A 16,687-nucleotide genomic window follows, 5' to 3' on the forward strand; every position below is an offset into this window, starting at 1 on the left:
CTCACGGGCAGGCGGGGGGCGGCGCCACCGCCGTCCACGGCGGGCGGGACGGCCCGGGCCGTCGGAGTCCCCGGCCGGGCGCCGCCCGCCGGGAGCCGCGCGTCACGGGACGACGACGACCTTCGAGTTGATCGTCGCGACCGTCCACATCATGTCGCCGTCCTCGGGCTTCATACGGATGCCGCCCGTCCTGCGCGCCGGGTCGGGGGTGGCCATCGAGCCGTCCACGGCGGCGCTGAACCCGATCGTCACGCCGTCGACGCTGGTGAACCGCACCACATGTTCGATCCGTACGCCGTCCGAGCCCGGGACGCTGCCCGCGCGGGACGTGACCGTGTAGGAGCCGGGTTTGGGATGGACGGTGCTCGGCATCACCGCGAAGGTGCGCGTCACCTTGTCCTTCGCGTCGACCAGCCAGACCCGCCGCTCCCCGAGCGAATACACCACCCGGGCGCCCGCGCCCGACTGCTTCGGAGGGGTCGGCACCTCCTTGACCGGCGGCTTCACGCCGCCCGGCGCCGGAGCGGTCGGTGACGCCGCGGGCCTGGCCGGCTCCGCGGAGAGGTCGGCGGGAGCCGTGGCCGACGCCTGGTAGGCGAGGAAGCAGACCGCCGCGACCGCTGCCGCGGTGAGCCCGGCCACGAATCCCGAGCTGCTCCTAGCCACACTGCCCACCTCTCGTACGAACGTATCGGTGTGACGTTAGCAGCAGGGCGTGGACGCCACGGGGCGCCGTGCCTCCACGCGCGGAGCCGTAGGCTGTTTGCGTGCTCTTGCTCGCCATGGATACCGCCACGCCCGCCGTCACCGTCGCCCTCCACGACGGGGAATCCGTCGTCGCCCGGTCGAGTCAGGTCGACGCCCGGCGCCACGGGGAGCTGCTGCTGCCCGCCGTCGACCGGGTGCTCCAGGAGGCCGGTCTGAAGATCGACGCCGTGACGGGTGTCGTCGTCGGCATCGGCCCCGGCCCGTACACGGGACTGAGGGTCGGCCTGGTGACGGCCGCGACCTTCGCCTCCGCGCTCTCCGTGCCCGTGCACGGCCTGTGCACCCTCGACGGACTCGCGTACGCCTCCGGCATCGACGAGCCGTTCGTGGTGGCGACCGACGCGCGCCGCAAGGAGGTCTACTGGGCGCGTTACGACAACGCCCGCACCCGGGTCGGCGAGCCCTCCGTGGACCGCCCCGCCGACATCGCGGACCAGGTGGCCGGACTCCCCGCCGTCGGGGCCGGGGCACGGCTGTACGCCGAGGTGTTCCCGGACGCCCGCGACCCCGAGCACCAGTCGGCGGCCGCGCTCGCCGCGCTGGCAGCGGAGCGGATCCGGGCCGGGGAGGACTTCCCCGAGCCGCGCCCGCTCTATCTGCGGAGGCCGGACGCGCAGGTCCCGAAGAACTACAAGGTGGTCACCCCGAAGTGACCGACGCGACCGCCGGAAGCGCCGGACACGCCGAGCCCTCGGGGACTCCTGGAGCCCCTGGGCCCTCGGGGGTCGCCGTGACCCCTGGAGCCCCTGGGCCCTCTGGGGACGCCGTGACCCCTGGGGCCTCCGGGACCTCGGGGGACGCCGTGACCGTCACCGCACTGCGCGAGATGCGCTGGTGGGACATCGGGCCGGTGCTGGCGCTGGAGGACGAGCTGTTCCCCGACGACGCCTGGTCGGAGGGGATGTTCTGGTCGGAGCTGGCCCACGCGCGCGGGCCCCGGGCCACCCGCCGCTATGTCGTCGCGGAGGCCGGCGGGCGCCTCGTCGGCTACGCGGGGCTCGCCGCGGCCGGCGGGCTGGGCGACGTCCAGACCATCGCCGTCGCGCGCGACCAGTGGGGCACGGGGCTCGGCGCCCGGCTCCTGACCGACCTGCTCCAGCACGCCACCGCCTTCGAGTGCGACGAGGTGCTGCTCGAAGTGCGGGTGGACAACACCCGGGCCCAGAAGCTGTACGAGCGCTTCGGCTTCGAGCCGATCGGCTTCCGTCGCGGCTACTACCAGCCGGGCAACATCGACGCACTGGTCATGCGCCTGCACGTACAAGGAACCGAGACTCAAGGAACTGACAGTCATGGCTGACTCACGCGACGAGCCGCTCGTACTCGGCATCGAGACCTCATGCGACGAGACGGGCGTCGGGATCGTCCGCGGGACGACCCTGCTCGCGGACGCCATCGCGTCGAGTGTCGACACGCACGCCCGGTTCGGGGGCGTCGTGCCCGAGATCGCCTCGCGCGCGCACCTGGAGGCGATGGTCCCGACCATCGAGCGCGCGCTGAAGCAGGCCGGCGTCTCCGCCCGCGACCTGGACGGCATCGCCGTCACGGCGGGACCGGGGCTCGCGGGCGCGCTCCTCGTCGGGGTCTCGGCGGCGAAGGCGTACGCGTACGCCCTGAACAAGCCGCTGTACGGCGTCAACCACCTCGCCTCGCACATCTGCGTGGACCAGCTGGAGCACGGGCCGCTGCCCGAGCCGACGATGGCGCTGCTGGTGAGCGGCGGGCACTCGTCGCTGCTGCTGGCGCCGGACATCACCGCCGACGTGCGGCCGATGGGGGCGACGATCGACGACGCGGCGGGCGAGGCGTTCGACAAGATCGCGCGCGTGCTGAACCTGGGCTTCCCCGGCGGGCCGGTGATCGACCGGCTGGCCAAGGAGGGCGACCCGGCGGCCATCGCCTTCCCGCGGGGCCTGAGCGGGCCGCGTGACCCGGCGTACGACTTCTCCTTCTCCGGCCTGAAGACCGCCGTGGCCCGCTGGATCGAGGCGAAGCGCAACGCCGGCGAGGAGGTGCCGGTACGGGATGTGGCGGCGTCCTTCCAGGAGGCGGTCGTCGACGTCCTGACCCGCAAGGCCGTGCGGGCCTGCAAGGACGAGGGCGTCGACCATCTGATGATCGGCGGCGGCGTGGCCGCCAACTCGCGGTTGCGTGCGATGGCGCAGGAGCGGTGCGAACGGGCCGGTATCCGGCTGCGCGTGCCGAGGCCCGGGCTGTGCACCGACAACGGCGCGATGGTCGCGGCGCTGGGCGCCGAGATGGTGGCCCGCAACCGGCCGGCCTCCGACTGGGAGCTGTCGGCCGACTCCTCCCTGCCGGTGGCGGACCCCCACGTGCCCGGGCACGGCCACGGCCACGACCACGACCACGTGCACGAGATCAGCAAGGAGAACCTGTACTCGTGACGGTCACCCTGATGTGGGAGGCCCGTGCGGAGCCGGGCAGGGGCGCGGAGCTGCTGGAGTGGGCCCGTGCCCAGGAGCTCCCGGAGCGCCCGCTGCGCCGGGAGACCTTCACCGCGCCGCAGGACCGGGTCCTGGTGATGACCTGGTGGGACGCCCCGTACGATGCCGGGCTGCCCGAGCTCCCCGAACCTGCCGCCGGCCTGGTCGTGCGCGCCGTGCACCGCTGGCGGTTCGAGTCCCACGGCACCTGACGCAACCTCGCGCCCGATCGAGCCGTCAAGCAGTACGGCTGATCAGGCGTTCGAACATGGGGTTGCACGGTGCGGAAGAGAAGCGCGGGAGCGGCGGCGGTCGCCGCTCTGCTCATATCGGGGCTGATAGCGGGCTGCAGTACGGAGAGCACGGCCTCTCCCGCCCGTCCGTCGGCCGAGCCCGCCGCGTCCCCCGGGGCTCCGGGCGGGGCCGGTGGCGGGAAGGGGAAGGGGTCTGCCGGCGGGGGTCCCGAGCAGGCCGCCGCCGCTGCCTACGAGAAGTGGGGCCTCAAGCCGTTCGCCCCGCCGCCCGCACCCCCCGCGGTCAAACCGGTCGGAACCGGCGCGGGCCAGGTGCCGGTCATCAGCGACATACCCACCAAGGACAAGATCGTCTTCGTCACCTTCGACGACGGTGCCGAGAAGGATCCCGAGTTCGTCGAGATGATGCGGGACCTCAAGGTCCCCTTCACGATGTTCCTCACCGACGCCGCCATCAAGAGCGACTACGGCTACTTCGAGCGGCTGGCGGAGCTGGGCAACGGCGTCGCCAACCACACCCTCGGCCACCCCAACCTCCGTACCCTGGACGCGAGTGCCCAGCAGCGGGAGATCTGCGGTCAGCAGACCAGGCTCGCCGAGGAGTACGGCACCACCCCGCGCCTCCTGCGCCCTCCCTACGGCAACTGGAACGAGGACACCCGCGCCGCAGCCGGCCGGTGCGGTGTCGAGGCGATCGTGCTGTGGCGCGAGTCGATGCAGATCACCAACATGCAGTACCAGCGTGGCGACAAGAAGCTCCACCCCGGCGACATCATCCTGGCCCACTTCCGGGGCCCCGCCGACCTCAAGGGCACGTCGATGACCGAGATGACGGCGAACATGCTGCGCCGCATACAGGAACAGGGCTTCACGGTCGCCCGGCTGGAGGACTACGTCTGACGGCCCGCGCCGGAGCCCCCGTACGACGGTCCGGCTCTGGCCGCGGACCCCGTCCCCCGGCCCCGCTCCGGCGGCCGGGGGACGGGCGGGAGACCGTAACCTCGATCCATGTCCCGCCGTGATTCCCCTCCCCCTCCTCCGCCTCCTCCCGCGCACCTGCGGACCTGGCCCGACCGTGCCGCGCTGCTCGCCGACCGGTCCCTGGCCATGGGCGAGCTGAACGACCGTCTGCTGGGCGGGAAGCGGCTGACCCTGTTCCTGCTGATGCTGGCGGCGCTGCACGTGGGCTGGGCCTTCGTCGGGGGTGGCCTCGTCTCTCTCGACGGCGTCGTGGACGTGTTCTCCGTCCTCTTCGTCGCCATCGGGGTCTGCGCCGGTCTGTCCGTCATGGTCCCGGCCGTCTTCGTCGTGGCCCGCGGGGTGCGCCAGGACCGGCGGCTGCGCGAGGTGTTCGCGCGGTGGGCGGTGCTGGACCGCTCCCCGGCCCACGACGCCCGGCTCCGGGCGCCGGGGATGAGCCTGGTGTGGCTGTTGCTGTCGTTCCTGCTGTGCGCGCTCGGCCTGTGGATCTCGTTCACCGTGCCGGCGTCCGCCCGCCCCGGCGAGACCGGGTACGGCGAGGTCACCTACTTCATGGGCGCCGGGCTCATCTTCTGGATCGTGGGCCTGATCGGCGTGACCAAGGCCGTGGGCCACTACCGGCTGGTGATCCGGCTGTTGCCGCCCGTCCCGTCCGCGACGGCGGCTCCCCGGGGCGACGCCGCCCGCTGACGGCAGGGCGGGGCGTGGCTTCCGTCAGGCGGGCCCGGCCGTCAGCGGGCGGCGTCGGTCATGACGCGGCCGTCGGCCTCACCGCGCTGCCGGGCGCCCGATCAGCATGGTCGGGGCTCCCGCGACACGCGTGAGGAAGACCGTGGCGGAGTTCCGGCCCTTCGGCTTCACCTTGCGGCGCAGCTCCTCCGGTTCCACCGCCGAACCGCGCTTCTTCACCGTCAGGATGCCCACCTCGCGCTCACGGAGCAGGGCCTTCAGCTTCTTGAGGCTGAAGGGGAGTTCGTCGGTGATCTCGTAGGCGGTGGCGTACGGCGTCGGGCGCAGCTCGTCCGCCGTGATGTACGCGATCGTCCCGTCGACCAGCCCGCCGTCGAGCTCCCTGGCGACCTCCGCGACCAGGTGCGCGCGGATCACGGCGCCGTCGGGCTCGTACAGGTAGCGGCCGACCGGCCGTACCGGCGGGTCGGGCAGCGGGGCGGCCGTGGCGAGGGCGTCACCCGCCGGCAGGAGGGTCGCGCGGACCGTCCCGGGGCGCGTACCGAACCAGAGAACGGCCTCCTTCACGTCGCCGCCGTCCGAGATCCACTCGGCCTCGGCGACGTCCGGGATCACCTCGTGCGGGATGCCCGGGGCGATCTTCAGCGCCGCGTGCGGGGCCTTGCGCGCCGCCTCGATCGCCCAGGACAGGGGCGGGGAGTACGCCTCCGGGTCGAAGATCCGGCCCCGGCCGCCCCGCCGTGCGGGGTCGACGAAGACCGCGTCGTAGGGGGAGGTGTCGATGTCCGTGACGTCGGCGCAGCGCACCTCGATCAGCCCGGCCAGCCCCAGCGCCCCGGCGTTCGCGCGGGCGACCTCCGCGGTCAGTGGGTCCCGGTCGACGGCGAGGACCGAGATCCCGGCGCGGGCGAGCGCGATCGCGTCGCCGCCGATGCCGCTGCACAGGTCCGCGACGCTGCGCACGCCGAGGCCGGCGAAGGCCGCGGCCCGGTGCTCGGCCACCGTCCTGCGGGTGGACTGCTCGACGCCGCCCGGCGTGAAGTACATCCGGTACGCGTCCTGCTCGCCGAACTTCGCGACCGCCCGCTGACGCAGCCTGGCCTGCCCGAGCGCCGCTGTGACCAGCTCGGCCGGGTGCTCGCGGCGCAGCCGGGAGGCGACCGCGAGTTCCTGGGCCGGGTCGTAGTCGCGCAGGGCGGTGAGCAGGGTCCTGCCCTCGTCGGTGAGGAGCGCGGAGAAGGCGGCGAGATCGGTCACCCGGCCCATTGTGGGCCAGGCGGGGGATGGTGCGCGTCAGGTGGCGGTGTCGGCCGGGTGCGTGGGCGTGGCGCTGCCAGGATGCGAAGCCATGCAGCTAGTACGACAAAAACACCAATTGTGCGGAAGGCGGTCACGGGTGGCGGCTCTCGCCGCCGCGCTGGCCGTCGCCCTCGCGTCCGGCTGTGCGGCGGAGCCCGGCAACGGCGCCGGCGCCGGCGCACCCCCCGGCGGCCGGCCGCCCGGCACTCCGCCGTCCGGCACCCCCGCGTCGGGTCCTCCGGCTTCCGGCCCCCCGGCCTCCGGACCTCCGTCCTCCGGCGCTTCGGCGTCGGGCGGCGTCCGGTCCCCCGGGGCCGGGGTCGGGCCCGCGCCCGGCCAGCCGCGACGGCCCGTCGAGCGGCCGCAGCAGCCCGGGCTCGTGCAGCCCGGCGCGGCGGCCGCCCTCGGCGCGTACGTCGAGAAGGTGAAGCGGGCACACACCGCGCGGGCCGCCGCCGCCCGGAAGTGGGGCCTGGCCCGCACCCCGCTGGTCGCGCCCCCGCCGCCGGCCGAGAAACCCGAGATCACCTTCCGCAAGGGCTTCGAGGCCGGTGACCCCAGCCTGCCCCCCGTCTTCACGACCGTCCCGACCAAGGAGCGGATCGTCTTCCTCACCATCGACGACGGCGCGGAGAAGGACCCCGAGCTGCTGAGGATGATGACCGAACTGGACGTCCCCTACAGCGCCTTCCTCAGCGACTACCTGATCAAGGACGACTACGGCTACTTCGAACGCATGCAGGCGCGGGGCGTCGCCCTGCAGAACCACACCCTCAACCACCGCTACATGCCGGCCCTCTCCTACGCGGAGCAGAAGCACGAGATCTGCGGCCAGCAGGAGATCATCGAGAAGCGGTACGGCAAGCGGCCCCGGCTCTTCCGTCCCCCCTACGGCAACTACAACCGGGACACCCTGCGCGCCGCCCAGTCGTGCGGGGTCAAGGCGGTGCCCCTGTGGTCCGCCGAGGTGTTCCCGGACCACATGGAGTGGCGCGAATGGGACCGGGACCTGCATCCCGGCGACATCGTCCTCACGCACTTCAGGGGCCGGGGGGACTGGAAGGGCAGCATGGCGGACATGATCAGGCGCGCCCTGAACACCATCACGGCCAAGGGCTACGCGGTGGCCAGGCTGGAGGACTACGTATGAGCCGGGCGCAACGGCCGCCGGCCGCGCGGGCCGCGCTGCTGGCGGCCGCTGCGCTGCTCGCCTGCTCCGGGTGCACCACGCCCATGGATCCGATCGAACGGCTGGGGCGGAAGGCGGCACAGCGGATCGGCCCGCGGGAGAGCGCCCCCGCGCCGGTGTCCCGCCCGCGGCCCCGGCCCAGACCCGTCCCGGAGTCCCGCCCGGAGTCCCGGTCGCGGTGATCGTGGACAACACGGTCTCCCCGGAGTCCCGGCCGGAGCCCTCGTCGGAGTCCTGGCCGGAATCCCGGCCTCTGAGGCCGTGACCGGCCCCCGGCCGGAGCCGGTGCTCAGCCGCCGATGTCCGCGCACTCGCTGTTGTCGCCGCCGCTGCGGCACCCCACCGATGGCGCCGGCGGCCGGCCGGGCGCCGGCTCCGGATGCGTGTGCTCCCACTCCGTATGGGTCGCGAGGAGCGTCACCACGCACAGGAACGCGGCCGCGAGGAACTGGAACCCGGCCGCCCAGGGCCACTTCCCGCGCGCCAGCGCCACGGCGACGAGGGTGACGGCCAGCGTGAGCCCACCCAGCCAGAGCGTCGGTGCCCAGTCCATCGCGGGCGGGCGGCCCGAGGAACCGAGGTCCAGCTGCCGTCCCCAGCCGCGCATCGCGAGGCCGAAGGCGATGAGGAGCGCGATTCCGGCGTCCAGGGCGAACAGCAGCAGGCCCAGCATGACGTCGGCGCAGCCGCTGGGTGCCGACTCGCCGCCGCGGGTGCGGTTCTGGGGGGAAGTCATCTCCGTACGGTCGTACGGAATCAGCGGGTCCACGACGGTGTTTCCCGGGGTTTCCCGTATCGAGATCGAACCGCGTCGGATCCGACGCCACGAGGGGAATTGGCACTCCGCTTGACCGAGTGCTAATCGCAGTCATAGTCTCAGGTCTGGCACTCCCCACCGGAGAGTGCCAACACAGCGACGGGCAGGTCCGGCACCCGCGACGACGGATCCACCTGGTCGCCACCTCAGACAGTTAACCCCGTGAGATCTCCGAAGGGGGAGGTCGGATCGTGACGACCACCAGCTCCAAGGTTGCCATCAAGCCGCTCGAGGACCGCATTGTGGTCCAGCCGCTCGACGCCGAGCAGACCACCGCCTCTGGCCTGGTCATTCCGGACACCGCCAAGGAGAAGCCCCAGGAGGGCGTCGTCCTGGCCGTGGGCCCGGGCCGCTTCGAGAACGGCGAGCGCCTGCCGCTCGACGTCAAGACCGGCGACATCGTGCTGTACAGCAAGTACGGCGGCACCGAGGTGAAGTACAACGGCGAGGAGTACCTCGTCCTCTCGGCTCGCGACGTGCTCGCGATCGTCGAGAAGTAATCACCTGCTTCACCCGTTTTTGCTTTGATCCGCGCCCCTGGCCCCCGCTGACACTGCCGGGAGGCTGGGGGCGCGGTTCGTTCACCGAGTTTCCGAGAGGGCTGAATCGCTCCCATGGCGAAGATCCTGAAGTTCGACGAGGACGCCCGTCGCGCCCTTGAGCGCGGCGTCAACAAGCTTGCCGACACGGTCAAGGTGACGATCGGCCCCAAGGGCCGCAACGTCGTCATCGACAAGAAGTTCGGCGCCCCCACCATCACCAACGACGGTGTCACGATCGCCCGTGAGGTCGAGCTCGACGACCCGTACGAGAACCTCGGCGCCCAGCTGGTGAAGGAGGTGGCGACCAAGACCAACGACATCGCGGGTGACGGCACCACCACCGCCACCGTCCTGGCCCAGGCGCTGGTCCGCGAGGGTCTGCGCAACGTCGCCGCGGGCGCCTCCCCGGCCGCCCTGAAGAAGGGCATCGACGCCGCGGTCAAGGCCGTCTCCGACGAGCTCCTCGCGACCGCCCGCCCGATCGAGGACAAGTCCGACATCGCCGCCGTGGCCGCGCTCTCCGCGCAGGACCAGCAGGTCGGCGAGCTCATCGCCGAGGCGATGGACAAGGTCGGCAAGGACGGTGTCATCACCGTCGAGGAGTCCAACACCTTCGGCCTGGAGCTCGACTTCACCGAGGGCATGGCCTTCGACAAGGGCTACCTGTCCCCGTACATGGTGACCGACCAGGAGCGTATGGAGGCCGTCCTCGACGACCCGTACATCCTGATCCACCAGGGCAAGATCTCCTCGATCCAGGACCTGCTCCCGCTGCTGGAGAAGGTCATCCAGTCGGGTGGCTCCAAGCCGCTGCTGATCATCGCCGAGGACGTCGAGGGCGAGGCCCTGTCGACCCTGGTCGTCAACAAGATCCGCGGCACCTTCAACGCGGTCGCGGTGAAGGCCCCCGGCTTCGGTGACCGCCGCAAGGCGATGCTCGGCGACATGGCCGCCCTCACCGGCGCCACCGTCATCGCCGAGGAGGTCGGCCTCAAGCTCGACCAGGCCGGTCTGGACGTGCTGGGCTCCGCCCGCCGCGTCACGGTCACCAAGGACGAGACGGTCATCGTCGACGGCAAGGGCAACACCGACGACGTCACGGGCCGGGTCAACCAGATCAAGGCCGAGATCGAGTCCACGGACTCCGACTGGGACCGCGAGAAGCTCCAGGAGCGCCTCGCGAAGCTGGCCGGCGGCGTGTGCGTGATCAAGGTCGGCGCCGCCACCGAGGTGGAGCTGAAGGAGAAGAAGCACCGTCTGGAGGACGCCATCTCCGCGACCCGCGCCGCGGTCGAGGAGGGCATCGTCTCCGGTGGTGGCTCCGCTCTGGTCCACGCCGTCAAGGTGCTCGAGGGCAACCTCGGCAAGACCGGCGACGAGGCCACCGGTGTGGCGGTCGTCCGCCGCGCCGCCGTCGAGCCGCTGCGCTGGATCGCCGAGAACGCCGGCCTCGAGGGCTACGTCATCACCGCGAAGGTGGCGGAGCTCGACAAGGGCCAGGGCTTCAACGCCGCGTCCGGCGAGTACGGCGACCTGGTGAAGGCCGGCGTCATCGACCCGGTCAAGGTCACCCGCTCGGCCCTGGAGAACGCCGCCTCCATCGCCTCCCTCCTCCTCACCACCGAGACCCTCGTCGTGGAGAAGAAGGAAGAGGAGCCGGCGGACGCGGGCCACGGCCACGGTCACGGCCACTCCCACTGAGCAACGGGCTCCTGACCGGCAGCCGGTACGGCTGACGGTCCACGGCCGAGGCCCGGTGTCCCCTTCCCGGGGGCACCGGGCCCCGGCCGTTCTCGTCGTCCCGGCCGGTCCGTTCGGCGCACGGTCCCTCCGGTGCACGAGTCCTCACGTGGGTCCGTGCGTGGGTCCTCGCGTGGGTCCGTGCGCCGGGCCTTCGCGCGTCAGGCAGAGCGGGACAGTTCCTCCGGGGACACCGGATCCGCGAACGGCAGGCCACGCCCGTACCGCTCCAGCTCGTCCAGCGCGTGGTCCGTCATGCGGTGGAGCTCGTTGCCGAGTGAGCCCGCGATGTGCGGGGTCAGCAGGACGTTGGGCAGGTCGTACAGCGGGGACCCGGGCGGCGGGAGCTCCGGGTCGGTGACGTCCAGGACCGCGTGCAGGCGACCCGCCGTCAGATGCGGGAGCAGGGCCGCCTCGTCGACCAGGGAGCCGCGCGAGGTGTTGATGAGCGTCGCGCCGTCCGCCATGAGCGCCAGCCGCGCGGCGCCGATCATGTGGTGCGTGGCGGGGAGCTGCGGGGCGTGCACCGAGACGATGTCGGCGCGGGCGCAGAGGTCGTCCAGCGTGGTCGGTACGGCGCCGAGCGCGGCGGCCTCCTCGGCCGTCACATACGGGTCGTACAGCAGGACCCGCAGGTCGAAGGGGCGCAGGAGCTCGATGACCCGGCGGCCGATGCGGGACGCGCCGACGATGCCGACGGTGCGCCGGAAGTTGCCGGCCATGGCGAGTTCACGCTGCCAGTCGTGGCCGGCGCGCAGTTCGGCGTACCGCCGTGCCGCGCCCAGGACGCGCTTGCCGGACAGCAGGATCGCGGCGAGCGTGAACTCGGCGACCGGCAGCGCGTTGGCCCCGGCCGCCGAGGTCACCGCGATGTCCCGCTGCCAGCAGGCCTCGGTGACGTGGTGCCTGACGGAGCCGGCGGCGTGGATCACGGCCCGCAGCCGCGGGGCGCGGTCGAGAACGGCCGGGGTGAGCGGGGTCGCTCCCCAGCAGGTCAGCAGCACCTCCGCCTCGGCGAGCGCGGCGGTGGTACGGGGCGTGGGAGCGGCCAGGTCGTGGGCCACCAGGTGCGGATCGGTGCGGGACAGCGCGGTGAGGCGGGCGCGGTGCGCGTCGGTGAACAGCCGCTCGGCGATGCCGGGTGCCATCGCGAGCAGGACGGACGGCCGGTTGTCGGTGGCGTGGCGCATGGTGGCTTCCGGGCTCCTCGTTTCAGGCCGCCGGCGGTCAGGCCGGCCTTCCGGCGCCGCCGCGGGGAGACGAAGGCGACGACAGGGGGTCACGGGCCGCCTTCGGCGGCGTCACTTCGGCCCGTACTTGCGGCCCGCCTTGGAGCTCACCCCGCCGAGCAGGCTGCGCGGAGCCAGCTTCACCACACCCATCAGGGCCTTGTAGCGGGGGTCGGGGACGGACAGGGTCTTGCCCCGCGCGAGGTCGTTCAGCGCCTCGGCCACCAGCTTGTCGGCGTCCAGCCACATCCAGCCGGGGATGTTGTCCGTTCCCATTCCGGCCCGCTCGTGGAACTCCGTCCGTACGAAGCCCGGGCACAGCGCCATCAGGCGCACCCCGCTGCCGGCGAGGTCCCGGGCCGCACCCTGGGTGAACTGCACGACCCACGACTTCGAGGCCCCGTACGTGCCGCGCGGCACGAAGGCCGCCACGGAGGCGACGTTGACCACCCCGCCGCGGCCCCGCTCGCGCATCGCCCCGGCCGCCGCCGCCGTCAGCCGCAGCACCGCCTCGCAGTGCACCTTCAGCATGGTCAGCTCGTCGGCCATGGAGACTTCCAGGAACCGGCCCTTGTTGCCGAACCCGGCGTTGTTCACCAGCAGGTCCACCGGCCGCTTCGGGTCCGACAGCCGGGCCTCCACCGCCGCGATGCCCTCCTCCAGCGACAGGTCCGCGGCCAGCACCTCCGCCTCGATCCCGTGCCGGTCGTGCAGTTCGGTGGCCTGTTCGCGAAGCCGTTTCACATCGCGGGCCACGAGCACCAGGTCGCGGCCGTCCGCCGCCAGCCGCCGCGCGAAGGCGGCCCCGATTCCCGCTGTCGCGCCCGTGATCAGTGCAGTCGTCATACGCGGCACGTTAGTGCCCCGACGGGGCGCAGGGCGTACCCACCCGCCCCATCCACCCCGTACGCCCTGTCCGCCCTGTCCTCATACCCGGTCGGTTCCGGCCCGTTCCGGCCGACCAACCCGCCCGCCGGGGCGGATCCGCCGCTCCGCCTTCTCCGCGCGGGCATGCCCCTACGAGGGGGTGCGCTCCTGTGCGGCGGTGTACTTGAGCGCCGCCGCCCGCAGTTCGGGGTGGAGCGCCTCGCCCGCGGCCAGCACGCGCGGCAGCAGATCGCGCTGGATGGTCTCGGCACGGAACGCCATCTCGACGGTGACGTCATGGTCCGGCCGGTGCACCAGCCCGACCGGATCACCCGAGCGGATCTCCCCGGGCTCGATGACCCGGAGGTACGCGCCGGTGACGGCGTGCCGGGTGAAGCGCCGGACCCAGCCGGTCTGGCCGAGCCAGCTCGCGAACGTCCGGCAGGGGATGCGGCCGGTGGTGACCTCCAGCACCGGGCCGCCCGAACCGATCCGCCAGCGCTCTCCGATCAGCACGCTGCTCATGTCGATGCCGGAGGTGGTCAGGTTCTCGCCGAACGCGCCGTTGCCGATCGGCCGTCCCAGCTCGCTCTCCCAGTGGTCCAGGTCCTCGCGGGCGAAGGCGTACACGGCCTGGTCGGAGCCTCCGTGGTGCCGCAGGTCGCAGACCGCGTCCCCCGCCACCCCGCTGGCCCCCTGGCCCTTCGGCCCCGGGTCCGACACCCACACGGCCTGATCGGTGGGCTGCTTGTCGATGCCGGTGGTGCCACTGGGCGCATCGGTGTACTCGACGGCCTTCGGCCGTCCCACGTTCACGGTCAGAACCTTCATGAGCGGCACGCTAACCCGACCCCCCTCAAAGGATCCAGCGCATATGTCATCTCGCTCCCAAGGCGGACTTATATTTGTGAAGTGATCGAAGCCCGTCATCTCCGCGTCCTGCGTGCCGTGGCCGCCACCGGCTCCTTCTCCGCGGCCGCGCGCGAACTCGGCTGCACCCAGCCCGCCGTCAGCCAGCAGATGAAGGCGCTGGAGGGCTCCGCGGGCACCCCGCTGCTGATCCGCACCGGCCGGGAGATGCGCCTGACCCAGGCCGGCGAGGCCCTGGTGCGCCACGCCTCCGGGATCCTCGCCGGACTGACCGCCGCCGAGGAGGAGATCGCCGCCATCGCGGGCCTGCGGGCGGGCCGCGTCCGACTGGTCTCCTTCCCCAGTGGCAGCTCCGTCCTGGTCCCCACCGCCCTCGCCGCCCTCCGCGCGGCCCACCCCGGCACCCGGGTGTCCCTGGTCGAGGCCGAACCGCCGCGTTCGGTCGAGATGCTGCGCGAGGGCGACTGCGACGTGGCGCTGGCCTTCCGCTACGGCCCGAACGCCGCCGAGTGGGACGACCTGGTGGTACGCCCCCTGCTCACCGACCGCCTGGTCGGCCTGGTGCCCGAGGCGCACCGGCTCGCGGGCGCGGGCTCGGTGGCCATCGGCGAGCTGGCCGAAGAGTCCTGGATCGCGGGCTGTCCGCGCTGCCGGCGCCAGCTGGTGGAGGTGTGCGAGAGCGCGGGCTTCACGCCCCGCATCGACTTCGCGACGGACGACTATCCGGCGGTGGTCGGCCTGGTGGGTGCCGGCCTGGGCGTCGCGGTCCTCCCCGAGCTGGCCATCGAGTCGGTACGTCCCCGGGGCGCCCGGACGGTGGCCGTGGAGCCGGCCGTGGAGCGGGAGATCGTGGCGCTGACCCTGCCGGACCTGGCGAAGGTCCCGGCGGTCGCGGCGACCCTCGACGAACTCACCCGCGCGGCCACGCGGGACCAGAACCCCTCCGGACCCCGACCCCTCACCCGGCCGTCCGGCGGCGACGTCGGCTGACCGCCCTCACGGCCGCCGTCGGGGGCCGTCGCGGCGGGGGCGCCGCCGACGGGGCATGGCTCCGGGGCACAGGGAACCGACGGCGCCCGAGGCGCCCGGCACTCCGGCCCGGGGCCCGGCGGCGACACTCGGTTCCCGCCGGCACGGCGCGTCCCAGGGCCACCGACCGGCGTTCGGGGCGCATGACGGGGTCGAGGCGTACGGCGCGTTCCAGCGCCACCGACCGGCGTCCGATGCGTACGGCGCAGGGGCATGACAGCCCGCCGTCGAGGCGCACGGCGCAGGGCAGCCCACTGCGTCCACGGCGCACGGCGCGGCTCAGTGGCTCAGTGCGGCTCCGCGGTCACGCGGCTCGGCGCGGCTCCCCGAGGCTCGGGCGCGACGCAGCCCACCTCGACGCCTCACGGGGCCGCCTGCCGGCCCCTCGGCGCCGCACGCTTTGTACAGATGTGCAGAAACGTTCCTTCATGCGTGTGCGGTCGCCGACGGCGCCGTGATCAGGCGGGTGCGCGCCCGCCCCATGAGCTCCTCGCGCTCGTCCTCGGTAAGGCCGCCCCATACGCCGTAGGGCTCCCGTACCGCGAGTGCGTGGGCCGCGCACTCGGCGCGAACCGGGCACCGCATGCAGACCTCTTTCGCCGAGTTCTCGCGCGCGCTCCGTGCCGCGCCGCGCTCTCCCTCGGGGTGGAAGAAGAGCGAACTGTCGACCCCCCGGCAGGCCGCGAGCAGCTGCCAGTCCCACAGGTCGGCGTTGGGTCCGGGAAGGCGGGAGAAATCTGCCATAGCGCTTGTCCCCTTGAAACCGGTTCTGGGTGGATGGCTGGGCTGATACAACCTCGACCGTACAACTACTGTCTAAGTAGATGTAAATATGACTCATTGCGAATCTAGCCACAGACACCGACAAAGTGAAGCAAGAGCCGCTAAATGGGGCATAGCTCTGAGTGAACCAACGGTGACCTGCGTCGCTCTGCTCCGTACGCGCTCCCTCACGTAGAGTGCTGAAGGGGGAGGGCGTACCCGTAACTCTTTCGAGTGACCGTCGTTGAGAGTGCGGATGCGGTTGAAGAGAACAAGCGCTCGGGCAGGCGTCCGGGGGTGTCAACCGCACAGGTGACGATACGTAACCAGCCTGGAGGCTCAAGGTGACGCGCATCAGCTGCGGAGGACGGCCATGACATCCGTCCTCGTCTGCGACGACTCCCCGCTTGCCCGAGAAGCGCTCCGCCGCGCCGTCGCGACTGTGCCCGGCGTGGAGCGCGTGACGACCGCGGCCAACGGCGAGGAAGTCCTCCGCCGCTGGGGCGCGGACCGCTCGGACCTGATTCTGATGGACGTACGCATGCCCGGACTGGGCGGCGTGGAGACCGTCCGCCGGCTGCTCTCCGCGGACCCCGGCGCCCGCATCATCATGCTCACCGTCGCCGAGGACCTGGACGGTGTCGCGCTCGCCGTCGCCGCCGGGGCCCGCGGCTATCTGCACAAGGACGCCTCGCGCGCCGAACTGCGGGCCACGGTGACCCAGGCGCTCGCCGACCCCACCTGGCGGCTCGCGCCCAGGCGCCTGCGCTCGGCCGAGATGGGCGCCGCGCCCACGCTCACCGCGCGGGAGATCCAGGTGCTCGAAGGCATGAGCCACGGACGCTCCAACGCGGAGATCGGCCGTGAGCTCTTCCTGTCCGAGGACACGGTGAAGACGCACGCCAGGCGGCTCTTCAAGAAGCTGGGCGCCTCGGACCGGGCGCACGCGGTCGCGCTCGGATTCCGCTGGGGTCTGGTGCGCTAGGGCGTGACCGTTCGGTTCCCCGTCCGCCCCCCGGCGGACGGGGCGACGGAGGCCCGATATCCGTTTCCCGCGCGATGCCGCATCCTTGAGATGTGGAGTTCCTCGGGGACGAGTCGATCGAGCGGGAGGGGAGGGCGACGGAGATGACATCCGGCGCGCCTGCTCATAACGCTTCGGTGCACAACTATGAGCGCGGTGCCACGGACCGGGAGACGTCAAGG

18 protein-coding genes are annotated in these 16,687 nt (G+C 72.5%); 11 read left to right on the forward strand and 7 right to left on the reverse strand.

Annotation, left to right across the window (positions count from 1 at the left end):
* Window positions 1–102: 102 nt before the first annotated feature.
* Window positions 103–666 (reverse strand): hypothetical protein, encoded by a 564-nt coding sequence (locus PUR26_RS27010; RefSeq protein ID WP_329876057.1) that lies wholly within the window; start codon window positions 664–666, stop codon window positions 103–105.
* Between the two features lie 101 nt (window positions 667–767).
* Here PUR26_RS27010 and tsaB point away from each other — a divergent pair, with 101 nt between their 5' ends.
* The 6 genes from tsaB to PUR26_RS27040 all read left to right on the forward strand — a co-directional run bounded on the left by tsaB (window position 768) and on the right by PUR26_RS27040 (window position 5,137).
* Window positions 768–1,421, forward strand: a complete 654-nt coding sequence (gene tsaB, locus PUR26_RS27015) for a tRNA (adenosine(37)-N6)-threonylcarbamoyltransferase complex dimerization subunit type 1 TsaB (RefSeq protein WP_329876059.1) — start codon at window positions 768–770, stop codon at window positions 1,419–1,421.
* Between the two features lie 173 nt (window positions 1,422–1,594).
* Window positions 1,595–2,068, forward strand: coding sequence for a ribosomal protein S18-alanine N-acetyltransferase (gene rimI / locus PUR26_RS27020; RefSeq protein ID WP_443077200.1), 474 nt, complete (start codon window positions 1,595–1,597; stop codon window positions 2,066–2,068).
* Window positions 2,061–3,173, forward strand: coding sequence for a tRNA (adenosine(37)-N6)-threonylcarbamoyltransferase complex transferase subunit TsaD (tsaD, locus tag PUR26_RS27025; protein ID WP_329876063.1), 1,113 nt, complete (start codon window positions 2,061–2,063; stop codon window positions 3,171–3,173). The genes rimI and tsaD overlap by 8 nt, the downstream gene beginning before the upstream one ends.
* Window positions 3,170–3,424: a hypothetical protein gene (locus tag PUR26_RS27030; RefSeq protein WP_329876065.1), complete on the forward strand. Its 255-nt coding sequence runs from the start codon at window positions 3,170–3,172 to the stop codon at window positions 3,422–3,424. The genes tsaD and PUR26_RS27030 overlap by 4 nt, the downstream gene beginning before the upstream one ends.
* A 69-nt stretch (window positions 3,425–3,493) precedes the next feature.
* The gene (locus PUR26_RS27035; protein WP_329876067.1) at window positions 3,494–4,366 is read left to right on the forward strand and encodes a polysaccharide deacetylase family protein; all 873 of its coding nucleotides are present in this window, start codon (window positions 3,494–3,496) and stop codon (window positions 4,364–4,366) included.
* Window positions 4,367–4,474: 108 nt separating this feature from the next.
* Complete coding sequence (locus tag PUR26_RS27040; protein WP_329876069.1) at window positions 4,475–5,137, forward strand: hypothetical protein; 663 nt, start codon at window positions 4,475–4,477, stop codon at window positions 5,135–5,137.
* Window positions 5,138–5,215: 78 nt separating this feature from the next.
* Here PUR26_RS27040 and PUR26_RS27045 read toward each other — a convergent pair whose 3' ends face one another.
* Window positions 5,216–6,394, reverse strand: a complete 1,179-nt coding sequence (locus PUR26_RS27045) for a THUMP-like domain-containing protein (protein WP_443077181.1) — start codon at window positions 6,392–6,394, stop codon at window positions 5,216–5,218.
* Between the two features lie 91 nt (window positions 6,395–6,485).
* Between PUR26_RS27045 and PUR26_RS27050 the strand changes: the two genes are divergently transcribed.
* Window positions 6,486–7,586: a polysaccharide deacetylase family protein gene (locus PUR26_RS27050; RefSeq protein WP_443077182.1), complete on the forward strand. Its 1,101-nt coding sequence runs from the start codon at window positions 6,486–6,488 to the stop codon at window positions 7,584–7,586.
* Between the two features lie 328 nt (window positions 7,587–7,914).
* On the opposite strand, the gene PUR26_RS27055 is transcribed toward PUR26_RS27050, so the two are convergent.
* Window positions 7,915–8,361, reverse strand: coding sequence for a DUF6234 family protein (locus PUR26_RS27055; protein ID WP_329876073.1), 447 nt, complete (start codon window positions 8,359–8,361; stop codon window positions 7,915–7,917).
* A 272-nt stretch (window positions 8,362–8,633) separates the two neighbouring features.
* Here PUR26_RS27055 and groES point away from each other — a divergent pair, with 272 nt between their 5' ends.
* On the forward strand, window positions 8,634–8,942 hold the full coding sequence (gene groES, locus PUR26_RS27060; RefSeq protein WP_017239619.1) for a co-chaperone GroES: 309 nt from the start codon (window positions 8,634–8,636) through the stop codon (window positions 8,940–8,942).
* 114 nt (window positions 8,943–9,056) lie between these two features.
* Complete coding sequence (gene groL, locus PUR26_RS27065; protein ID WP_329876075.1) at window positions 9,057–10,685, forward strand: chaperonin GroEL; 1,629 nt, start codon at window positions 9,057–9,059, stop codon at window positions 10,683–10,685.
* 200 nt (window positions 10,686–10,885) lie between these two features.
* Here groL and PUR26_RS27070 read toward each other — a convergent pair whose 3' ends face one another.
* From PUR26_RS27070 to PUR26_RS27080, 3 genes are all read right to left on the reverse strand, one after another.
* Window positions 10,886–11,914, reverse strand: coding sequence for a hydroxyacid dehydrogenase (locus tag PUR26_RS27070; RefSeq protein ID WP_329876076.1), 1,029 nt, complete (start codon window positions 11,912–11,914; stop codon window positions 10,886–10,888).
* A gap of 111 nt (window positions 11,915–12,025) precedes the next feature.
* Window positions 12,026–12,799, reverse strand: coding sequence for an SDR family NAD(P)-dependent oxidoreductase (locus PUR26_RS27075; protein WP_329876078.1), 774 nt, complete (start codon window positions 12,797–12,799; stop codon window positions 12,026–12,028).
* 171 nt (window positions 12,800–12,970) lie between these two features.
* Complete coding sequence (locus PUR26_RS27080; protein WP_329876080.1) at window positions 12,971–13,651, reverse strand: MOSC domain-containing protein; 681 nt, start codon at window positions 13,649–13,651, stop codon at window positions 12,971–12,973.
* A gap of 81 nt (window positions 13,652–13,732) precedes the next feature.
* On the opposite strand from PUR26_RS27080, the gene PUR26_RS27085 reads away from it, so the two are divergent.
* Window positions 13,733–14,680: a LysR family transcriptional regulator gene (locus tag PUR26_RS27085; RefSeq protein WP_329876082.1), complete on the forward strand. Its 948-nt coding sequence runs from the start codon at window positions 13,733–13,735 to the stop codon at window positions 14,678–14,680.
* Between the two features lie 465 nt (window positions 14,681–15,145).
* Here PUR26_RS27085 and PUR26_RS27090 read toward each other — a convergent pair whose 3' ends face one another.
* Entirely contained in the window at window positions 15,146–15,463 is a 318-nt protein-coding gene (locus tag PUR26_RS27090) for a WhiB family transcriptional regulator (protein WP_329876085.1), read from the reverse strand.
* Between the two features lie 391 nt (window positions 15,464–15,854).
* Here PUR26_RS27090 and PUR26_RS27095 point away from each other — a divergent pair, with 391 nt between their 5' ends.
* A complete protein-coding gene (locus tag PUR26_RS27095) occupies window positions 15,855–16,466 on the forward strand; it encodes a response regulator transcription factor (RefSeq protein WP_003948568.1) in 612 nt (203 codons plus the stop codon).
* The last annotated feature ends 221 nt before the right edge of the window (window positions 16,467–16,687 follow it).

The organism is Streptomyces sp. SP18CS02, assembly GCF_036322365.1.
Taxonomy (GTDB): Bacteria; Actinomycetota; Actinomycetes; order Streptomycetales; family Streptomycetaceae; genus Streptomyces.

Coding starts and splice junctions, on each gene's coding strand:
- PUR26_RS27080 (WP_329876080.1), bottom strand. CDS start 13,651: ATGAAGGTTCTGACCGTGAACGTGGGACGGCCGAAGGCCGTCGAGTAC.
- PUR26_RS27075 (WP_329876078.1), bottom strand. CDS start 12,799: ATGACGACTGCACTGATCACGGGCGCGACAGCGGGAATCGGGGCCGCC.
- PUR26_RS27070 (WP_329876076.1), bottom strand. CDS start 11,914: ATGCGCCACGCCACCGACAACCGGCCGTCCGTCCTGCTCGCGATGGCA.
- tsaD (WP_329876063.1), top strand. CDS start 2,061: ATGGCTGACTCACGCGACGAGCCGCTCGTACTCGGCATCGAGACCTCA.
- PUR26_RS27055 (WP_329876073.1), bottom strand. CDS start 8,361: ATGACTTCCCCCCAGAACCGCACCCGCGGCGGCGAGTCGGCACCCAGC.
- PUR26_RS27050 (WP_443077182.1), top strand. CDS start 6,486: ATGCAGCTAGTACGACAAAAACACCAATTGTGCGGAAGGCGGTCACGG.
- groL (WP_329876075.1), top strand. CDS start 9,057: ATGGCGAAGATCCTGAAGTTCGACGAGGACGCCCGTCGCGCCCTTGAG.
- rimI (WP_443077200.1), top strand. CDS start 1,595: ATGCGCTGGTGGGACATCGGGCCGGTGCTGGCGCTGGAGGACGAGCTG.
- PUR26_RS27095 (WP_003948568.1), top strand. CDS start 15,855: ATGACATCCGTCCTCGTCTGCGACGACTCCCCGCTTGCCCGAGAAGCG.
- PUR26_RS27040 (WP_329876069.1), top strand. CDS start 4,475: ATGTCCCGCCGTGATTCCCCTCCCCCTCCTCCGCCTCCTCCCGCGCAC.
- PUR26_RS27090 (WP_329876085.1), bottom strand. CDS start 15,463: ATGGCAGATTTCTCCCGCCTTCCCGGACCCAACGCCGACCTGTGGGAC.